Source organism: Saccharospirillum sp. (genome assembly GCF_039982735.1).
GTDB lineage: Bacteria > Pseudomonadota > Gammaproteobacteria > Pseudomonadales > Natronospirillaceae > Saccharospirillum.
Genome location: NZ_JBDWXV010000017.1, coordinates 210,437 through 230,255, shown reverse-complemented (window position 1 = coordinate 230,255; position 19,819 = coordinate 210,437). Strand labels below are relative to the sequence as shown.

Here is a 19,819-nt window from a genome sequence, read left to right as displayed (position 1 = left end):
GTTAGAGGATGAAGCGGCTCAGGTCTTCGTTTTTCGATAGCTCGCCCAGGTACTTGTCGACATAGGCGGCGTCAATGGTGACCTTTTCGCCACCCATTTCACTGGCGCGATAGGATAGGTCCTCGAACAAGCGCTCCATAATGGTGTGCAGGCGACGGGCTCCGATGTTTTCGGTGTTCTCGTTGACCTGGAACGCCGTGTTGGCCAGGGCTTCAATGGCATCGTCGGTGAACTCAATGTTCAGGCCTTCGGCCTGCATCAGCTCCTTGTATTGCTCGGTGATGCAGTAGTCCGGCTCAGTCAGAATGCGTTTGAAGTCTTCAGGTGTCAGCGCATTCAGTTCGACCCGAATCGGCAACCGGCCCTGGAGTTCCGGAATCAGATCGCTGGGTTTGGCGAAGTGAAAAGCACCGCTGCCGATGAACAGGATGTGATCGGTGCGAATCATGCCGTACTTGGTGGTGACGGTGCTGCCTTCGATCAGCGGCAGCAAATCGCGCTGCACACCTTCGCGGCTAACATCACCGCCGCCCCGGTTTTCAGTTTTGGCGATTTTGTCGATTTCATCGAGGAAGACGATGCCGTTCTGTTCAACGGCCTGTACCGCTTGCTGGCGCAGTTCGTCTTCGTTAACCAGTTTGGCGGCCTCTTCATCCGTCAGCACCCGCATGGCGTCTTTCAGCTTCATCTTGCGCTTCTTGGTGCGTTGCTTGCCCATGTTGGAGAACATGTTCTGCAGCTGACTGGTCATCTCTTCCATGCCCGGAGGCGCCATGATTTCCACGCCGCCGGATTGCTCGGCGACTTCCAGCTCAATTTCCTTGTCGTCCAGTTCGCCCTGGCGAATCTTCTTACGGAAGATCTGGCGGGTGCTGGAATCGGATTTCGGGGCGTCCTTCTCTTCGTTTTCCTCGCTGTAACCGCCCCGGGCGGGTGGCAGAAGAATGTCGAGAATGCGATCTTCTGCGGCGTCTTCAGCGCGCGGGCGGGCACTGAGCATGGCCTGTTCGCGGAACATCTTTATGCCGGTCTCGGCCAGGTCGCGGACGATGCTCTCTACATCGCGGCCAACGTAACCGACTTCGGTGAACTTGGTGGCTTCGACTTTAATGAAGGGTGCATTGGCCAGTTTGGCCAGACGGCGGGCGATCTCGGTTTTACCGACACCGGTGGGGCCGATCATCAGAATGTTTTTCGGGGAAATCTCTTCGCGCATGCGCTCGTCGAGCTGCATCCGGCGCCAGCGGTTGCGCAGGGCAATGGCCACGGAACGCTTTGCCTGGTCCTGGCCGATGATGTATTTGTCCAGTTCATGGACGATTTCGCGCGGGGTCATGGTTGACATCAGGTACCTCGTTACAGCGCTTCGAAAACGGCGTTGTGGTTGGTGAACACGCAGATATCGGCTGCGATATCCAGCGCCCGCCGCGCGATGGCGTCAGCGTCCAGTTCGGTATTTTCGTGCAGGGCTCGCGCCGCCGCCAGGGCATAGTTACCGCCGGAACCAATGGCGACAATGCCATGCTCCGGTTCAACCACATCACCGGTGCCGGAAATCACCAGGGTGGTTTCTTTGTCGGCTACCACCAGCATGGCTTCGAGCCGGCGCAGGGCACGGTCGCTGCGCCATTCTTTGGCCAGTTCAACCGCTGAACGAGTCAGGTGGCCACTGTGCTGTTGCAGGTGGCCTTCGAATTTTTCAAAAAGGGTGAAGGCATCGGCGGTGCCACCGGCAAAGCCGGCGATCACTTTTTCGTGATACAGGCGGCGAACTTTGCGGGCGTTGCCTTTCATTACGGTGTTGCCCAGGGAAACCTGGCCGTCGCCACCGATCACTACGGTGTTGTCGCGACGCACGGAAACAATCGTCGTCATCTCTACATCCATTGAGGCTTTGTCGGGTATGTGGGGGCGGGCGGCAAATTTCAAAGTGTTGGCGGGGCGTAAAGGCGAGTAGGGCAGGTCGATGCCAGAGAGATCGTCGACCCCGACGACATCGGGGTCTTTGTTCTAACTCGGGAACGTCAGTCTGCGTTACGTACCATCACCTGATGGTCGAGTTCGGCCAGAACATCCTGGGCCCGATTGAGGCGCGAACGATTGTCGAAGGGGCCAACCATCACGCGGTGGAAGGTACCCCGGTCGCCGAGGTCGACGCTGCTCAGGTGCGCTTCAGTCAGGCCGTTGATGATCAGCTCGGCGCGCAACCGGTCGGCATCGGCAACCCGGCTGAACGAGGCAACCTGAATGATCCAGCGCTCAGCCGTGGCCGGTGTTGCCGGCGTCCGGGTACCCGTCGGTGCATCGGCGGTTCCAGCCGGAGTATCCGTTTCTGGCCGGGTCAGTTGAATGGGTACCTCATCGTCACGCAGCAGCCGATAGAACTCGAACGCCTGCTCCAGCGACGGTGTGGTCGATGCTTCTTTTTCGGGTTCTGCACTCGGCTCAGGGGCTGTTTCCGCTGAAGAGCGCGAGGGAATCTGAATTTGCTGCACCTGGTCGCGCACCGCCTGAGCACCCTGACCATCAGCCGGAATCTGGCTGAGGTAGGTTAGAAACCCGACGAAAGCCACCGACGCGAGGGTGGTAAAAACCCACACCCAGCGCGGAATGCGGCTGCGTTCCGGCGGGGGCGGTGGTGGTTTGTTGGCGAAATCGCGCGCCATGGTTACATGCTCTCCGGTGCACTGACGCCCAGCAGGTCGAGGCCATTGGCCAGTACCTGGCCAACCGCGACAGCCAGGGCGACTCGGCCATTGCGCAATTCGGCATCATCAACCAGCATGCGGTTGTTGTTGTAATAGGCATGGAACTGGCTGGCCAGGTCTTTCAGGAAGGTGGCGATGCCAGCCGGTTCGAGCGACTGGCCAGCATGGGCCACGGCCTCCGGGTAACGGCGCAACTGAGTCATCAGTGCTCGTTCGTCGTCGAGCTCCAGCTTGCCCAGAGCGTCGATGCCCTGTTGTTGATCGTAGCGGTGGCCTTCCTGTTCGAGCTTACGCAGCAAAGCATGTACCCGGGCATGTGCATACTGTATGTAATAGACCGGGTTGTCGTTGCTCTGGCTGCGCGCCAGGTCAATATCGAACGTCAGCTGCGAATCGGCTCGGCGGGAGACCAGGAAGTACCGGGTGGCGTCGCTGCCGACTTCGTCGATGAGGTCGCGCAGGGTGACATAGTCGCCAGCGCGCTTGGAAATTTTAACTTCTTCACCGCCTTTGGTAACCATCACCATCTGGTGCAGTACATAGTCCGGATAGCCCTCCGGAATTCCCAGCTGAAGTGCCTGCAGACCGGCACGAACCCGGGTGACGGTGCTGTGATGGTCTGCCCCTTGTTCGTTGATCACACGCTTGAAGCCGCGGTCGAACTTGTCTTTGTGGTAGGCAACGTCCGGTAGGAAGTAAGTATAGCCACCGTCTCGCTTGCGCATGACACGGTCTTTATCGTCGCCAAACTCGGTGGTTTTCAGCCAGAGGGCGTCATCCGATTCATAGGTAAAGCCTTGCTCGATCAGGCGCTGCACCGTCGCTTCCACCTTGCCATCGTCGTACAGCGAGGATTCCAGAAAGAAGACATCGAACCGCACGCCGAAAGCTTTCAGATCCAGGTCCTGTTCGCGGCGAAGGTAGGCGACGGCGAACTCTTGAATGGCATCGAGGTTGTCGGCATCGGCAACACCGGTTACGTGTCGGTCATCGGCATCAACGGTGTCACCGTTCATGTAGCTATTGGCGACATCGCTGATGTAGTTACCCCGGTAACCATCGGCAGGCCAGCCGCTGTCTTCCGGACCCAGACCCTTGGCGCGGGCCTGGACAGACAGAGTGAGATTCTTGATTTGAGCGCCCGCGTCGTTGTAATAGAACTCCCGGGTCACGTCCCAGCCATTGGCCGCCAGTAGCCGGCATAATGAATCACCCACGGCGGCACCGCGACCGTGACCGACGTGCAATGGGCCGGTCGGGTTGGCGGACACAAATTCGACCTGGACTTTCTCTCTTTGGCCACTGGCATTGTGACCAAAGGCGGCACCCTGACTGAGAATGTCGGCAACAATTTCCGCACTGGAAGCGCCTGCCAGAAACACGTTGATAAATCCGGGTCCGGCAATTTCGACTTTGCTAATCAAGGAGTTTTCAGGCAATGCGGCAATGATCTGTTCGGCCATGGCGCGCGGTGGTTGCCCGCAAGGTTTGGCCAGAGTCAGAGCAATGTTGCTGGCCAGGTCGCCGTGAGACTTGTCGCGCGTGTTGTCGACCATGATGCGCACCGGGTGTTGCTCGGGGATAACACCTCTGGACTTCAACTGGCTGACAGCCTGGTTCAGTAACTCGGCAACCTGATCTTTCATTGTGTGCGAAACTCCCGTTTATATCGTAGGCGGTAAAGAGGGCGCTCACCCGGCTGGGCGGTGGAGGCAGTTTGAATGCTGGGCATTATCCATGAAACCCCTGCTGGACTCCACCGCTTAGGGCGGCTTGAGTAAGGGCCGCAGGTTACAAATCCCAGTTTCGGAGTTCGCTGAGTTGACTAGCGGCGGGTGTCGGGTGTGCCTCTGTGGGGTAGTCCGCAGCAGGGATGCTGCGGCCTAGGCTCCATGGACGGATCTACGCCGACCCCACAGAGGCACACCCGGTATCCGGCGCGGACCACCACCACCTAACCGGACTCGAACTCCGAAACTTGAGTTACATCAGATCGATCGGGTCGATGTCCAAATGCCAGCTGACATGGCGTTGCTGGCGTGGGTAGTCGGCTGCCAGCGGTTGCAGTGCGGTGTGCAGGCGGCTGCGCTGATCGCTCTGCACCAGCAGGGTAAAACGGTGCTTCCCGGCGCGTCGTGACAGCAGGGCAGGCAATGGGCCAAATACCCGGATGCCGGGTTCGGCAAGGAGCCGCCCGGCCATTTCTTTTAATAGTTGTTCTGCCCGTTGCGGATAGGCGCTGTCGCTGCGCAGGCAGGCCAGAAAGCCAAAGGGCGGCAGGCCGGAGCGCTGACGTTCCTCCAGTAGCTGGGCGGCAAAGGCCGGGTAGTCTTGCTCCAGCAGCGGTGTAAAGAAGGGGTGGTCCGGGTGAAAGGTTTGCAGCACCACTTCGCCCGCCAGGTCGCCACGGCCAGAGCGGCCGGATACCTGAACCAGTAGTTGGCCCATGCGTTCGCGGGCGCGGAAGTCGGCACTGAACAGCCCTGCGTCCATATCAATGATGCCGACCAGAGTGACGCGTTCGAAATGGTGACCCTTGGCCAGCATCTGAGTGCCGACCAGTATGGCGGGCCCATCTGCCTGGGCGCGGTTCAGTTGTTGCTCGAGGTCACGCGCATTGGCGACAGAGTCGCGATCAAAACGAATAATGGGGGTGTCCGGGAACCAGGCTGCCAATGCTTCTTCGGCCCGTTCGGTGCCGGCGCCCAGGGGTGTCAGGTCGGTTGAGCCACACTCTGGGCATTGCTGATGCGGTCGTTCCTGATGGCCGCAGTGATGACACAGCATCTGGTGACGGCCGCGATGATAGGTGAGGCGGGCATCGCAAAACGGGCAATCCGACATCCAGCCGCACTGACGACAGAACCAGGAAGGCGCATAGCCACGCCGGTTTAGAAACAACAATACCTGGTTGCCGCCTTCAAGGTGCTGGCGAACCCGGTGCAGCAGGCGTTCCGAGACACCGTGTTCCTGGCGCTGCTTGCGCATGTCGATGGTTTCAAGCCGGGCTCGCGTCTGACCCTGGGCCCGTTGCTGCAGTTGCTGGTGTTGATAGCGGCCTTGTTGGGCGTTGTGCAGGGATTCCAGTGACGGCGTCGCGGAGCCCAGCACAACCGGTATGTTCAGCAGGCGGGCCCGGTAAATGGCCAGGTCCCGGGCGTGGTAGCGCAGCGTGTCCTGTTGTTTGTAGGAGGCATCGTGCTCTTCATCGACGACGATCAGCCCCAAATCCGGTATGGGTGTCAGGATGGCAGAACGGGTGCCAAGAATGATGCTGGCCTCACCCGCCTGGGCCCGCAACCAGGCATTGTTCCGCTGTTTGTCGGTCATGCCGCTGTGCAGGGCCACCAGGCTGTCCTGAAAGCGTTGCTGGAACCGGGCCAGCGTCTGCGGTGTCAGGCCTATTTCCGGAACCAGTACCAGGACGCGCTTGCCGCGTTCGAGCGCGCGTTGCATGGCTTGCAAATAGACTTCGGTCTTACCACTGCCGGTGACCCCTTCGAGCAGTTGTACGGCAAAACCTTCGACCGGCAGTGTCGCAAGTGCGGCTGTCTGATCCGGGTTCAGTGCCAGGGCTTGTTGGCGCAGCGCCCCGGTGGGACTGGCCGGGAACAGTTGGGCCGGGCGTTGCCTGAGCAAACGCTTGTCGATGAGGCCCTTCCAGTGAGTGCGTTCGATATCCTGACGTCTCAGTAGTGCAGGCGTACAGACCTGGCCGGCTTTGGTGAGCGACTGCAGCAAGGCCAGTGCCTCACGCTGACGACGACCTTTGAGTTTGTCGGAGTCTAGGTGCTCACCGGAGACGGTCAATTCAAGCTGTGGCTCATCATTCAAGTCTGCCGTTTCGCCAGACCGGAGCGCGGATGGAAAGGCCAGCATGTAGGCCGGGTAGGCGTCGTATAAGTAATAACGGCTGACCCACTGTGCCAGTTGCAGCACATCGGGGCTCAGCAGTGGGGCGTCATCGAGTACGTCAACAATGCTCTTCAGGGTGTTACCGTCGCCAGGCTTTGCCGGGCGAACACCGGTCACCACGCCGACCACCTGGCGCGAGCGTAGCGGAACCTTGCACCGACTGCCGGGAACCGGCGTCTGGCCGGGCTCGATCCGGTAGCTTAGCGGGCCTGCGAAAGGGCCTGGTACGGCGATATCAGCGATGCGCAGCGGGTCTTTGGAAGTGGTTGTCAATCGATCAGACTCTGGTATGATTGCGCTCCCATTTTTGGGGCATTGGTCTTGCTAGCGGCTCGTCCACAGTTACTACTGGAGACGGCAACGAACAGGCATTGTGCCCTGAACCTGTTTCTTTCGTCAAAGTGCGGTGCCCGGCAATAATGACCGGGTGGCGGCGCAACAGAGGTGACCCATGAAAGCTGATATACATCCGAACTATCTGGAACTGACGGCCAACTGCTCCTGCGGTAACGTCATCAAGACTCGCTCTACCCGTGGCGGTGAAATGCACCTCGACGTTTGCTCCGCTTGCCACCCTTTCTATACTGGCAAGCAGAAGATTGTTGACTCAGGCGGCCGTATTGATCGCTTCAAGTCACGTTTCTCTGCACGCAAGATCGGCAAATAAAGTCTGTTTGCCCCTCTATACGCAGTGCAATGAAAAAGCCCGGCTCCGCCGGGCTTTTTTGTATCTGGCCGCTGTGAACACGGCATTCGAAGATTTCTTGCGTAGTCAGCAAGACTGTCGTGCACTATCCTCTAGCTCGATTGCTTGAGCGACCCGAAGCGCTTCGTTATGCTTTGCGGGCTTTCCTACCTATCTGCACAATAATAATGGACACCGATCATGTCAGACGAGTTAAAGCGCGACGCGCTTGAATACCACGCCATGCCCCGCCCGGGTAAGCTCAGTATCGAAATCACCACGCCCGCCGAAACCTCACGACACCTCTCCCTGGCTTATAGCCCGGGTGTTGCAGAGCCGGTGCGCGCCATTGCCGAAGATCCGGAAAATGCCTTCAAATACACCATGAAAGGCAATCTGGTCGCTGTTATCTCCAACGGGACCGCCATTCTGGGCCTCGGAAACCTGGGTTCACTGGCCAGCAAACCGGTGATGGAAGGCAAGGCTCTGTTGTTCAAGCGTTTTGCCAATATCGACTCCATCGACATTGAACTCGATACCGAAAACGTTGATGAAATCGTTCTGGCCGTCTCGCTGATGGCGGAAACCTTTGGCGGCATCAATCTTGAAGACATCAAAGCGCCTGAGTGTTTTGAAGTTGAGCGCCGGCTGATTGAAAAGTGCAAGGTACCGATTTTCCACGATGACCAGCACGGCACGGCCATTGTGACGGTCGCAGGCATGCTCAATGCCCTTGAAATTCAGGGTAAATCGCTGGCGTCTGCCAAGCTGGTCGTCCTGGGTGCCGGTGCAGCAGCTATTTCCTGTTCGCGCCTGCTGGTTTCGGCTGGCCTGCCGCTGGAAAACCTGTTGATGATCGACCGTAAGGGTGTCATTCACGCCGGTCGGGATGATCTGAACGAGTACAAACGCGAATTTGCCAATCCGGTGACCAGCGCCCGCACGCTGGACGACGCCATCGATGGCGCGGATATGTTCCTGGGGCTTTCAGGGCCAGACATGCTCAGCGCCGAGCAATTAAAGAAAATGGCACCCAACCCCATTGTTTTTGCCTGTGCCAACCCGGACCCGGAAATCAAGCCAGAGCTGGCCCTGGCTACCCGCGATGACCTGATCATGGCCACCGGCCGGTCCGACTACCCAAATCAGGTCAATAACGTGCTTGGCTTCCCCTTTGTATTCCGGGGCGCGCTTGATGTGCGCGCAACGGCCATCAATGAAGAAATGAAGCTTGCCGCTGCCTACGCGATCAAGGAACTTGCCCGCGAAGAGGTTCTGCCGGAAGTGGTGGCGGCCTATGGCGGCGAACAATGGTCTTTCGGACGCAACTACATTATTCCCAAGGCACTGGATTCGCGCTTGTTGAACCGGGTTGCTGGTGCGGTAGCGCGTGCAGCGGTGGAAACGGGTGTCGCCCGGCTGCCATTACCGGATGAATACAAGCTCTGAGCGGTCTCTTTACCGGACTATCAATAAAAAAGGCCCTGACAGGGCCTTTTTTGCGTTTGATGAGCCTCGACTAGGGGCTTGTCAGAACAGCATTTCAGGCGAAATGGCATCATTGCCATTGCTGCTGTCGCCGTTGCCGTCCGAGGAAAAGTCGATCGTTACATCTTCGCGACTGACTTCAGTAGGTGCCGTTCCTTCCCTGAATATCTCGAACACGGCATTTGACTGATTGGGCCTGGCCAGCAAGCCCGTCGCTGGATCGATGCGAATGCGTTCTATCCCAACCGGTTGCGACAGGGAGTTACTGCTTTGACCTTCCAGGGCGGCTTGCATGAAGGTAATCCAGGCGGGCAAGGCAGCTTTACCACCAAACTCGGCCTGCCCCAGACCCCGGTTGTCGTCAAAGCCGATCCAGGCAGCCGTCACAACATCTCCGTTGTAACCACTGAACCATGCATCGACAGCATTGTTGGTTGTCCCTGTTTTGCCGGCCAGGTCATCACGACCCATGGACGAATAGGCAACGCGCCCGGTACCGCGGCGTACCACATCTTTCAGCATGGAATCCATCAGATAAGCGGTTTGCTCCGACATGACTTGGGGTGCATATCGTGGCTGGGCTGGCCCGGCGGTGGTCTCGGCTGTCGGATCGTCTTCGAGATTCAGTGCAACCGGGGCGATATCGACCGCTTCTGTCTCGGCCTGGGTAGAGGTGGATTCGTCATCGGTCTCCAGTTGGAATGGACGAGGTGTTTCCGGGCAGTTCTTACACACAACAGCCGGGTTGGCATCAAAAATGATGTTGCCATTCGAGTCGGTAATGCTGTCGATAAAGTAAGGCTCAATCAAATAGCCCCCGTTGGCGAAGACCGCATAGGCTCGGGCTATGTCCATGGGTGACGCGGCAGTACTGCCCAGGACGAGCGTCATGTCCCGTGCCAGATTGTTCTGATCGAAACCGAACCGTTCGGCATAGCGACGGGCATAATCGACCCCGATGTCCTCGAGGATGCGGATTCCGGACAAATTACGCGACTGATAGAGAGCCTGACGCAGTGGGATCGGGCCCAGGTACCGGTCACCGGAATTGCGCGGTCGCCAGACGTCTTCTAGCAGTGAGTCGGATCGTACGATGGGGGCATCGTTCACAATCGTCGCTGGCGTAAAGCCTTTATCCAGTGCGGCGGCATAAACGAAAGGCTTGAAGACAGACCCGGGTTGTCGGCTGGACTGGACGGCCCGGTTGTATTTTGACAATAGAAAGTCGAAGCCGCCGACCAGAGCGTTCACACTGCCATCGCCTGGATCCAGTGATACCAGGGCGCCCTGGGCCCAGGGTACCTGGGTCAGTTGCCACTGGCCGTCTGTTTGAACAACGCGCACCAGATCGCCGGGTTCGGCGATGTCTGTAGCCGTTTCGGGCGCCGGGCCCATGCTGTCCTCAGTGATGTAGGGACGTGCCCATTGCAGTTCCGTCAGAGGAATATCAACCGGTTCACTGCCGCGTGGCATGACGCGCAACGCTTCATCGGTAGCGGCGATGACCACCGCTGGCGTAAGGCCACCGTAACGCGGTGTGCGATCGATCAGTTCGCGCCAGCGCGTCATGGCTTCTTCTTCTGACAGGCCTTCCACATCATAGTGATCTTCAGGGCCGTGATAGCCGTGGCGGCGGCTGTAGTCGGTCAGCGCCTGGCGAATCCCGTGATTGGCCGCAGCCTGCAGGCGGGTATTCAGTGTGGTGTGCACGGTGTAGCCATCGGTATAGGCAGCCTCACCATACTGTTGAACCATATAGTCTCGCACCATCTCGGCCAGGTAGGAGGCTTCGATCTGCGGACGGCTTCCACTGAAGCCTGCTGTGAGCGGAGACTGAACGGCTGCTTCATAGGTTGCCTGTGGGATGAAATTCAGTTCCGCCATGCGGCCCAAAACCATGTCACGACGGCGCTTGGCCCGGTCGGGGTTGATCAGGGGGTTGGCGGCCGACGGGGCCTGGTGGAGGCCAGCAATCATTGCCAGCTCCGGCAGGGTCAGGTCGTTGACATCACGGTCGTAGTACACATCGGCGGCGGCCTGGATGCCGTAGGCGCGGTAGCCCAGAAAGTGCTTGTTCGCATAGAGCTCGAAAATCTCCTGCTTGCTAAGTTCCCGTTCCATCTGGAACGCGAGCAGAATTTCTGTAAATTTCCGGGTAATGGTCTTGTCGCGGGTCAGGAAGAAGTTACGGGCCACCTGTTGTGTCAGGGTCGAGCCCCCGGGGCCATCGGTTTCACCGGTCATCAGTACCGTCAGTACCGCGCGAGTAAAACCGGACGGATCCACGCCCAGGTGATCCTCAAAGTGCTGATCTTCAATCGCGATGAGCGCCTTGACGAACAAGGGTGGAATCTCATCGAACTGAATCGGGTTGCGACGCTGTTCACCAAACTCGGCAATCAGCTCATTGTCGGCGCTGACGACGCGCATTGGGGTTTGCAGCTGAATGTCTCTTAAAGTCTGTACGTCGGGTAAAGACGGGCTAAGATACAGATAGACACTGGCTGAAATGAGAACCAGGGCACAAATCAAAGAGAAGATTGCCCACAGAATAACGCTTGCTGATTTGACCAAATACTTCATGTTTTCCCAATTAAATGAAGGGGTTAGCTGAAAACCGCCGTAAAAGGCCGCCATTATAGGCAGAAATGATGCTTTTTATACATTGCGGATTGGTCTATTGTGTTATGTAATACTTAATGTAAAACCTATAAAACGTTCGTAAGTGCGTGTCGTTCAAGGGAAACATTCGTGGCCTCGCTATTCAAAAAGAAGCAAAAAAGGCTGTTGGGTATCGACATCAGTTCCACATCTGTCAAGTTGATGGAACTGAGTCAGTTGTCCAACGGTTACCGAGTAGAAGCTTACGCTGTTGAGCCTCTGCCTGAAAATGCCGTTGTTGAAAAAAACATCAACGACATTGAAGGGGTGGGGGAAGCCATCAGCAAGCTTGTTACAAAGTCGCGCTCCAAGCTGAAACAGGCTGCGGTGGCGGTGTCCGGCTCTTCTGTGATCACCAAGTCGATTCAAATGACGGCCGGGTTGTCGGATGAGGAGATGGAGAACCAGATCCAGGTGGAAGCAGACCAGTACATCCCTTACCCGCTTGATGAGGTCGCGATCGACTTCGACGTCATCGGCCCGTCCGAGAAAGGCGATGGTCTGGTGGATGTACTGCTGGCGGCCTGCCGGCGTGAAAACGTCGAATTACGGGAAGACGCACTCGAGTTGGGTGGTTTGGAATCCCGTGCAGTGGATGTGGAAGCCTTCTCTCTGGAACGGGCCTTTCAGTTGCTGATACCTGAGCTGGAGCCTTCCGAAGAGGGTCTGACCGTCGCTGTGGTGGACATAGGTCACACTATGACAACGCTCAGCGTGCTTAACGATGGTAAAACCATTTACACTCGCGAGCAGCTGTTCGGCGGCAAACAACTGACTGAAGAAATCATGCGCCGCTATGGCATGACCCAGGCAGAAGCCGGGCTTGCCAAAAAGCAGGGCGGGTTACCGGATGACTACGCCAGTGAAGTACTTGAGCCCTTCAAGGAAGCGGTTGTCCAGCAAGTTACCCGCTCACTGCAGTTCTTCTTTGCTGCGTCCCCTTACAACGATGTCGACTATATTCTGTTGGCAGGTGGGACAGCGTCGATCCCCGGGCTGGCGCAAATGGTCAAGGAAAAGATCGGGACTAACACCATGGTTGCGAACCCCTTTGCCAGCATGACGCTGTCGAATAAGGTAAATGCCAGCAATCTGACCAATGACGCACCGGCCCTTATGATTGCCTGCGGTCTGGCATTGAGGAGTTTCGAACGTGGCAAATATTGATTTAAGGCCCTGGCGCGAGGAGCGCCGCAAGGAGCGTCAGAAGCAGTTTATTCTGATTCTGATGCTGGTTGTGGTTGCCGCCGGTGCCGCTGGCTGGAGCTGGGACCAGCAAGTTGCCAGCCAGATTGCTTACCAGGACCAGCGCAATACCTTTCTGGAGCGTCGCATTAGCGACCTTGATCAGAAGATTGTCGAAATCCAATCATTGCGCGAGCAACGTGAACAGCTGGTCGAGCGGATGGAAGTGATTCAGAGCCTGCAGGGTGATCGGCCGATCATCGTGCATGTGTTTGATGAAATGGTTAAAGCGACCCCTGAGGGTGTGTACTTCAACTCCATGACCAGCCAGGGTACGACGATCAACATTACGGGTAATGCTGATCGCCCGCTGAGTATTTCGGACTTTTTGCGGAATCTGGACCGATCGGCCTGGTTTCAGAACGCCTTCCTGATCAACGTTCAGTCAGTGACAGACGGAGCGGAAGTCGTGGGTAATACTTTTAGTATTCGGGTTGAGCGGGCGAACCCGAATGAGGAGTCTGAATCATGACTTTCCAGGAGTTTGCTGACGGCTTTCGCCGATTTGACTATAACAATCCCGATTTTGAGAACATGGGGTCCTGGCCATTCGGTATTAAGCTGATAATGCTGCTGATACTGTCGGGTGCGATCGTTTTTGGGTTTTACTGGTTTGCAATCAAGGATTCATACGCCGAACTGGAACGGGCGACTGCCCGGGAGCCAAACCTGAAGCAAGAATATCAGTCAAAGGCGTTTCGGGTAGCTAATCTGGACTCTTTTAAAGCCCAGTTGGCTGAAATGGAAGAGTCTTTTGGCGCTTTGTTGAATCAGTTGCCGGACGAAACGGAAATGCCGGGCTTATTGGACGATATCAGTACGACCGGCACACAGAGTGGTTTGGAGATCGATCGAATTACGCCAAACAACGACGTTGTCAAAGAGTTCTACATAGAAACACCCATCGCCATTCAGGTTCGTGGCACTTACCATGAGATGGGTACGTTCGTGAGTGCGATGTCGGCAATTCCGCGTATCGTTACGCTGCATGATTTCAATATGACCGCTGCGAACCGCCAGCGTGGTGCTGAATCCGATGCTGAAATGGAATCGCCTTTGAGCATGACCATCAATGCACGAACCTACCGCTATAACCCAGGAGGTGCGCAGTGAGAAATAGTGCATTCCTGACAGCTTTGTTGGGGTTGGTTTTGGTTGGGTGTGTTCAGGAAGACCCTTTGGTCGACCTGAGAGACTATGTGGCGGAAATTGACTCCCGGCCAAGTGGCAGCATTCCGCCACCCCCCGAATTTGCAACCTTTGAATTCGTATCCTACACGGCCAGTGGTGAGCGCTCTCCTTTTGAGGCTCCACGACCGGTTGAACTGGAAACGGAAGAAGCAGAAGCACCACGCAGCAACGTGCGCCCCGATCCGGACAGGGTTCCTGAATTTCTGGAGTCTTACCGGGTCGAGAATCTAACTATGGTGGGCACGCTGGCCGGCCTTCAAGAGGGCGATCTTTGGGGGCTGATTCGCGATGGTGACGGTGAAATTCACCGGGTTCAGGTTGGAAATTACATGGGTCGAAACCATGGCGAAATTATCAGCATCAGCGAGACGCAGATAGATTTAATCGAAATCGTACCGTCGGGTCAGGACAACTGGGTTGAGCGACCCAGGGCTATAGTTCTCTCGGGTCTCGACAATTAAGGCTGGGAGAGCGATAAGGTGAAACCAATGAATTTGAAAAATATTATTAAGAAGTGCACATTACCGCTGGTCCTGATGGCCTGGTGCAGCAGCGCTCTGGCTGTATCACTTACAGATTTTCAGGCTCTGGCACTGTCGGGAGACCGAACGCAGCTGGAGTTGACATTCGATGGCCCTGCACCGACGCCGGTTGGCTATAGTATTGAGAATCCCGCAAGGATCTCGCTGGATTTCCGGGATACAGACAGTTTGCTGGACAGTCGTTATGTTCAGATAGGTACCGGCAATACTCGCAATGCTGCCATTGTTTCCTCAGGGGGCCGCACGCGTATTGTGCTTAGCCTGTCTTCTCTGGTGCCTTACGCTACTGCTGTATCGGGCAATACGGTACAGATTGTTGTGGGTGAAGGTGCTGAAAGTGTGCTTGGGTCTACTCCAAGTCAGTCGAGCAACAGTTCTGTGCAGCCGGTAGCAAGCGCTCAGCCTGCGTTAAATACGAATAGCGCTTCTGCAACCCAAGCTACCCGTACCACTGACAGCGAGCAGTCCGAACTGGTAAACGTGGATTTTCGCCGGTCGGAAGAGGGTACAGGACAGGTTATTCTTGAGTTTTCAAACAACAATGCGCGCACCGATATTATTGAACGCGGTGGGTCTATTGTCGTAGAGCTTGAAGACTTCGAAGTTCCCCGTGAGTTGCGCCGTCGCCTTGATGTGGTCGATTTTGCGACATCGGTTCACTATATCAACGTCTATCGTGACGATGAAAACGGCATCGTGGAGCTGGAGTTGGATGGTGCCTTTGATTATCTGGCCTACCAGACCGATAACCGTATGACGATAGATGTTCAAACGGTAACCCCGGCTGAGGCGCAGGCACGACAGGAAGCACAGTTCCCTTACAGTGGTGATCGTCTGTCGCTGAGCTTTCAGGATATTGAAGTTCGAAACGTTCTGCAGCTTATTGCCGACTACGTTGGCCTGAACCTGGTCGCTTCTGACTCCATCTCCGGAAACATTACACTGCGATTGCAAAATGTGCCCTGGGACCAGGCGCTCGATCTGGTATTGAAAACCAAAGGCCTCGACAAACGTCAGACAGGAAATGTACTGCTGGTGGGCCCTGCGCAAGAAATCGCCGAGCGCGAACGGCTTGAGCTTGAGTCACAGCAGCAGGCTGAACAACTGGCGCCGCTGGTAACCGAGTTCGTTCAAATCAATTACGCCCGGGCAGCTGATATTCTTGAAGTTCTGCGAACCGGTGCCGGTGGCGCCGGAGCTGATTCCGTAGACACCACCGAGGAAGGCGATACGGGTAGTTCTCAAAGTGGGTCGGGGTCTTCTTCCGGGTTCCTATCAAGCAGGGGTTCTGCATCCGCCGATACGCGTACGAATACGCTGATCATTCGTGATACCGCCAGCAATCTCGACCGCATGCGCGAAGCCATAGAGATTTTTGACCGTCCAGTACGGCAGGTGCTGATCGAGGCGCGAGTGGTAGCTGCCCGAACCTCGGTTGGTAAGGAATTGGGTATTCGCTGGGGTGGTAACGTGAATTCGGGTGGCAACTTCCCTCCCGTGGTTGCTTCCGGATCACTCGATTCAACCAGCAGCATCAGTGAAGATTTGTTTAACTCTGATGGCACGTCCTATACCCAGTCGTATCCGGACGCGTTGGCAGTTAATCTTCCAGCCGGTGGTAACGCCAGCTCATTCGCCATCGGTGTGGCCGCCTTTGACTATGCACTCGATCTTGAGTTGTCGGCACTGGAAACCCGGGGTTCGGCAGAGGTTGTGTCACAGCCGAAAATTGTGACCTCGGACGGACAGGAAGCCTACATCATCTCCGGTCAATCCATTCCGTTTCAGGGTGCCGAGGGTGAAACCATATTCCGGGATGCCGGCCTGTCATTGCGAGTGACGCCGCAAATCACACCGGATAACCGCGTTGTGCTGGATCTGGTGGTTACGCAGGACTCCCTGGCAGCGGGTGGTAATGCCATTGACACCAACTCGGTTACGACACAGGTTCTGGTCAATAATGGGGATACGCTTGTGCTGGGTGGCGTCTACCGGACAGAGAGTGTTACGACAATCGACAAGACTCCCCTGCTGGGCGACTTGCCGGTTCTGGGAACCTTGTTCAGACGCACCAGTTCGTCTGAGGAAAAAACCGAATTGTTGATCTTTATTACGCCGAAGTTGGTGCAAGAAGGATTGGCCGCTAACTGATGTGAATTGATGTCATCTGGAAGAGTCATTCTTATCGGGCCGATGGGCGCTGGAAAGAGCACCATCGGCCGTTTGCTGTCTGAGCAACTGGGCCTGGCCTTTGTCGATTCCGACAAAGAAATTGAAGAGCGCTCCGGAGCCAATATTCCCTGGATATTTGATCTGGAGGGAGAGGCTGGCTTTCGCGATCGGGAAAGCCAGGTTCTGGCCGATCTGGTTGCAGAGCCACCTCAGGTTCTGGCAACCGGTGGTGGTGCAATCCTCAGAGAAAAGAACCGGTCATTGTTGCGCTCGGCCGGTATTGTGGTCTATTTAAAAACATCGGTAGCCCAGCAACTGGTACGTACTGCAAAAGACCGAAATCGCCCTTTGTTGCAAAACGCCAACCCCCGTCAGGTACTCAAACAGATGGCGCAGCTGCGCAATCCTCTCTACGAAGCAACAGCGCACATTATGGTCGACACCAACGGGCACAGTACACGCTCAGTCGTGCGCGATATCCTTCGACAACTGAAAGCACTGGATACAGCCTATGAAACTAACCGTTGAGCTGGGTGATCGCAGTTACCCGATTCTGATTCAACCTGGTTGCCTGCAAGAAGGCTCGGTATGGGACGAGTGCGTTGCGCATGCTGAGGTGGTCATTGTCACCAACGATGTGGTTGCGCCGTTGTATCTTGAAACCGTTAAAGCGGGCCTCGACAAGCCAGGGCGACGGCTGCTTACCCTCGTTTTACCCGATGGTGAAGCTCACAAGAACCAGGCGACCCTGACCCGGATCTATGACTTCCTACTACAGAACAACCTCAGTCGAAAAGCGGTGTTGGTGGCACTCGGAGGAGGGGTGATCGGTGATATGACGGGGTATGCTGCCGCGACCTATCAGCGTGGTGTTGATTTTGTCCAGGTACCTACCACACTGTTGTCTCAGGTCGATTCTTCGGTCGGCGGCAAGACTGGCATTAATCACCCGCTCGGAAAAAACATGATCGGTGCCTTTAAACAGCCGGTTGCCGTTCTCATTGATCCGACTGTGCTTGCAACCTTGCCGGGACGGGAATTGTCGGCCGGTCTGGCTGAAGTCATCAAGTATGGGCTGATTGGCGACGCCGACTTCTTTGGCTGGCTCGAACAGTCCATGCCAGAACTGATGGCCAATGATTCTGCAGCCATCAGTGAAGCTATCTTTCGGTCTTGCGCGGCAAAAGCACGCATTGTAGCTGCGGATGAGACCGAACAGGGGCTGCGTGCGACGCTGAACCTTGGCCATACGTTTGGTCATGCCATCGAAGCGGAGATGGGGTATGGGACCTGGTTACACGGTGAAGCAGTGGGCACGGGTATGGTCATGGCTTGTTCGATGAGCAAGCGGCTGGGCTGGGTCGAAGACGATGTCTTCACGCGCGCGCTGGCACTCATTGGCCAGGCCGGCCTGCCGGTTGAGGTGCCTGCAAAAATGACCCCGGACTCATTCATGACACATATGGCTCGCGATAAAAAAGTCGAGTCGGGACAGCTTCGTCTGGTGTTGCTGACTGGCCTGGGCCAGGCTGTGGTAACCGCCGATTTTGCCCCGGAAGCGCTTGCTGAAACCTTGAAGGAAGCCTGTGACGGGGTAGCCTGAAAGATCGTGGTCAGACTTGCGGAAAAGCGCATTCGCTGAGGCTTTACAAAGTCGCTGGACAGTGCTGAAGTGAGTCGGTTTAATGAATGTACGTTCAGGACCGGTACCCTTTATGCAGGATATGCCCGATCAAACCCAACGCATGCTCGACTATTATGGGTTGGCACGAGATCCGTTTGGCGAGGATGTCGATGCAGCCGTGTTCAGCGGTGTCGCTGAACGCTCCGATACCGTTGAACAACTCAAACACCTTCTGACATTCAGCCCTCAGGACTGCCTAATGATGGCGCCTGCCGAGGGCGGTAAGCGGCATCTGGCGCGTGAAGTGCTGCGACGTTTTGATGATGAGTGGCGTGTCGCCTGGCTGGATGCAGGCAGCGCCACTCAGTTAGACCTTATCTGCCGTGAATTGATTGGTCAGCTTGGGTTGGGTTTGCGGGTCGATTCCGATACCGCCTCTCTGTTTCGTAATATTGCCGATGCCATCGCCCAGCGCACCGCAGATGGCGAGAATTTTCTGATGATTGTCGAACACGCTGATCGCTGGAGTGGCGAAGTGCAATCCTGGGTGCAGTCATTGCACACCCTGGCGACACAACCCGATCTGCGCATGCGTCAACTGTGGCTGGCTGAGTCGGCAACGGCTATAGAGCAGGCTGGAAACGATGAACTTTGGTTTGTGCTAGTGCTTGAGGCGTTTTCTGAAGCCGATGCCGCCGGGTATTTGCGAGACCGCTTTGCCGCCGCCGGTCATCTAGACGCCGTTCCAATCGATACCCGCGATATTGCCCGGCTGAACGATCTGGCTCATGGCTTGCCAGGGCACTTGAACCAGGTGGTGAGTGATTACCTGATTGCAGGCACTTTCAAGACCACGGAACGTCAACAGGGCTTTCCATTGACACATCTGATTGCCGGTTCGGCAGTGGTGACGCTTCTGGTGCTGGTGTTTCTTTATAGTCGGGGAGGGGATGAACCCGTGCCGGCCGAGACGCAAAGAGAGCCCGACACCCAAGTTGCAGCGACAAACTCCGAGGTGCAGCAGCGATTGGCAGAGGCCGTTGCACGAGTTGAGGCGCGGCAGCAGGACGCGACCGTAAACGCAGATGACGCACCGACGCCTGCCGACGCGCCGCCTGCTCCCGTGACCGAGCCTCCGGCTGCCCCTGCCCCTACCCCGGAAGAACCTCCGGCTGAGCCGGACAGTGCACCTGAACCAGAGGACAACACTCCGGCGCCTGAGCCAGCCCAGGAACCAGCTGCACCGGAACCCACCACTGCGGTTGCCGCAGACGCACTGCCCAAGTGGCTGGCTGCGGCCAGTGACTCCCAGTATTCATTGCAATTACTGGGTGTTAGGGACCGCGCCGCCATTGTACGCCTGATTGAAGACCAGGCTGATCCCGACCAGTTCGGTATTGTAACCACCCAACTGGACAGCCGGCCCTGGCACGTGTTGGTTTACGGGTTATACCCCGATTCAGCAACCGCGAGAGCGGATATTCCCAACCTCCCAGACGATTTTTCCGGCCAGTCTCCCTGGGCGAGAAATGTGGCCGATTTAAAAGCAACCGCTAATCAGAACAACTAATTTTCAAGCTTTACGTCG

16 protein-coding genes are annotated in these 19,819 nt (G+C 56.6%); 10 read left to right on the top strand and 6 right to left on the bottom strand.

Going from position 1 to position 19,819, the window contains the following annotated elements:
• Window position 1 precedes the first annotated feature (1 nt).
• The 5 genes from hslU to ABJT94_RS15410 form a co-directional block, all read right to left on the bottom strand.
• Window positions 2–1,345 carry an ATP-dependent protease ATPase subunit HslU gene (hslU, locus tag ABJT94_RS15430; protein WP_348477683.1) on the bottom strand — a complete coding sequence of 448 codons (1,344 nt, stop codon included), beginning with the start codon at window positions 1,343–1,345 and terminating at the stop codon, window positions 2–4.
• 11 nt (window positions 1,346–1,356) lie between these two features.
• Window positions 1,357–1,875, bottom strand: coding sequence for an ATP-dependent protease subunit HslV (hslV, locus tag ABJT94_RS15425; protein WP_348477684.1), 519 nt, complete (start codon window positions 1,873–1,875; stop codon window positions 1,357–1,359).
• A 149-nt stretch (window positions 1,876–2,024) separates the two neighbouring features.
• On the bottom strand, window positions 2,025–2,666 hold the full coding sequence (locus ABJT94_RS15420; protein WP_348477685.1) for an SPOR domain-containing protein: 642 nt from the start codon (window positions 2,664–2,666) through the stop codon (window positions 2,025–2,027).
• Between the two features lie 2 nt (window positions 2,667–2,668).
• Window positions 2,669–4,354 carry an arginine--tRNA ligase gene (gene argS / locus ABJT94_RS15415; protein WP_348477686.1) on the bottom strand — a complete coding sequence of 562 codons (1,686 nt, stop codon included), beginning with the start codon at window positions 4,352–4,354 and terminating at the stop codon, window positions 2,669–2,671.
• Window positions 4,355–4,691: 337 nt separating this feature from the next.
• Complete coding sequence (locus tag ABJT94_RS15410) at window positions 4,692–6,896, bottom strand: primosomal protein N' (protein ID WP_348477687.1); 2,205 nt, start codon at window positions 6,894–6,896, stop codon at window positions 4,692–4,694.
• A gap of 178 nt (window positions 6,897–7,074) precedes the next feature.
• Between ABJT94_RS15410 and rpmE the strand changes: the two genes are divergently transcribed.
• Window positions 7,075–7,290: a 50S ribosomal protein L31 gene (rpmE, locus tag ABJT94_RS15405; RefSeq protein ID WP_028671161.1), complete on the top strand. Its 216-nt coding sequence runs from the start codon at window positions 7,075–7,077 to the stop codon at window positions 7,288–7,290.
• A 219-nt stretch (window positions 7,291–7,509) separates the two neighbouring features.
• Window positions 7,510–8,757 carry a malic enzyme-like NAD(P)-binding protein gene (locus tag ABJT94_RS15400; protein WP_348477688.1) on the top strand — a complete coding sequence of 416 codons (1,248 nt, stop codon included), beginning with the start codon at window positions 7,510–7,512 and terminating at the stop codon, window positions 8,755–8,757.
• A gap of 81 nt (window positions 8,758–8,838) precedes the next feature.
• Here ABJT94_RS15400 and ABJT94_RS15395 read toward each other — a convergent pair whose 3' ends face one another.
• Window positions 8,839–11,379 (bottom strand): penicillin-binding protein 1A, encoded by a 2,541-nt coding sequence (locus tag ABJT94_RS15395; protein WP_348477689.1) that lies wholly within the window; start codon window positions 11,377–11,379, stop codon window positions 8,839–8,841.
• A gap of 168 nt (window positions 11,380–11,547) precedes the next feature.
• On the opposite strand from ABJT94_RS15395, the gene ABJT94_RS15390 reads away from it, so the two are divergent.
• From ABJT94_RS15390 to ABJT94_RS15355, 8 genes are all read left to right on the top strand, one after another.
• Entirely contained in the window at window positions 11,548–12,624 is a 1,077-nt protein-coding gene (locus ABJT94_RS15390) for a pilus assembly protein PilM (RefSeq protein WP_348477690.1), read from the top strand.
• Complete coding sequence (locus ABJT94_RS15385; protein WP_348477691.1) at window positions 12,611–13,174, top strand: PilN domain-containing protein; 564 nt, start codon at window positions 12,611–12,613, stop codon at window positions 13,172–13,174. Before ABJT94_RS15390 ends, ABJT94_RS15385 begins: the two co-directional genes overlap by 14 nt.
• A complete protein-coding gene (locus ABJT94_RS15380; protein WP_348477692.1) occupies window positions 13,171–13,815 on the top strand; it encodes a type 4a pilus biogenesis protein PilO in 645 nt (214 codons plus the stop codon). Before ABJT94_RS15385 ends, ABJT94_RS15380 begins: the two co-directional genes overlap by 4 nt.
• Entirely contained in the window at window positions 13,812–14,354 is a 543-nt protein-coding gene (locus ABJT94_RS15375) for a pilus assembly protein PilP (RefSeq protein WP_348477693.1), read from the top strand. The genes ABJT94_RS15380 and ABJT94_RS15375 overlap by 4 nt, the downstream gene beginning before the upstream one ends.
• Before the next feature lie 27 nt (window positions 14,355–14,381).
• On the top strand, window positions 14,382–16,586 hold the full coding sequence (gene pilQ, locus ABJT94_RS15370) for a type IV pilus secretin PilQ (protein ID WP_348477694.1): 2,205 nt from the start codon (window positions 14,382–14,384) through the stop codon (window positions 16,584–16,586).
• A gap of 9 nt (window positions 16,587–16,595) precedes the next feature.
• Window positions 16,596–17,135 carry a shikimate kinase AroK gene (gene aroK / locus ABJT94_RS15365; protein ID WP_348477695.1) on the top strand — a complete coding sequence of 180 codons (540 nt, stop codon included), beginning with the start codon at window positions 16,596–16,598 and terminating at the stop codon, window positions 17,133–17,135.
• Window positions 17,119–18,210, top strand: a complete 1,092-nt coding sequence (aroB, locus tag ABJT94_RS15360) for a 3-dehydroquinate synthase (protein ID WP_348477696.1) — start codon at window positions 17,119–17,121, stop codon at window positions 18,208–18,210. The genes aroK and aroB overlap by 17 nt, the downstream gene beginning before the upstream one ends.
• Window positions 18,211–18,292: 82 nt before the next feature.
• Window positions 18,293–19,801: a hypothetical protein gene (locus ABJT94_RS15355; RefSeq protein WP_348477697.1), complete on the top strand. Its 1,509-nt coding sequence runs from the start codon at window positions 18,293–18,295 to the stop codon at window positions 19,799–19,801.
• Window positions 19,802–19,819: the final 18 nt, after the last annotated feature.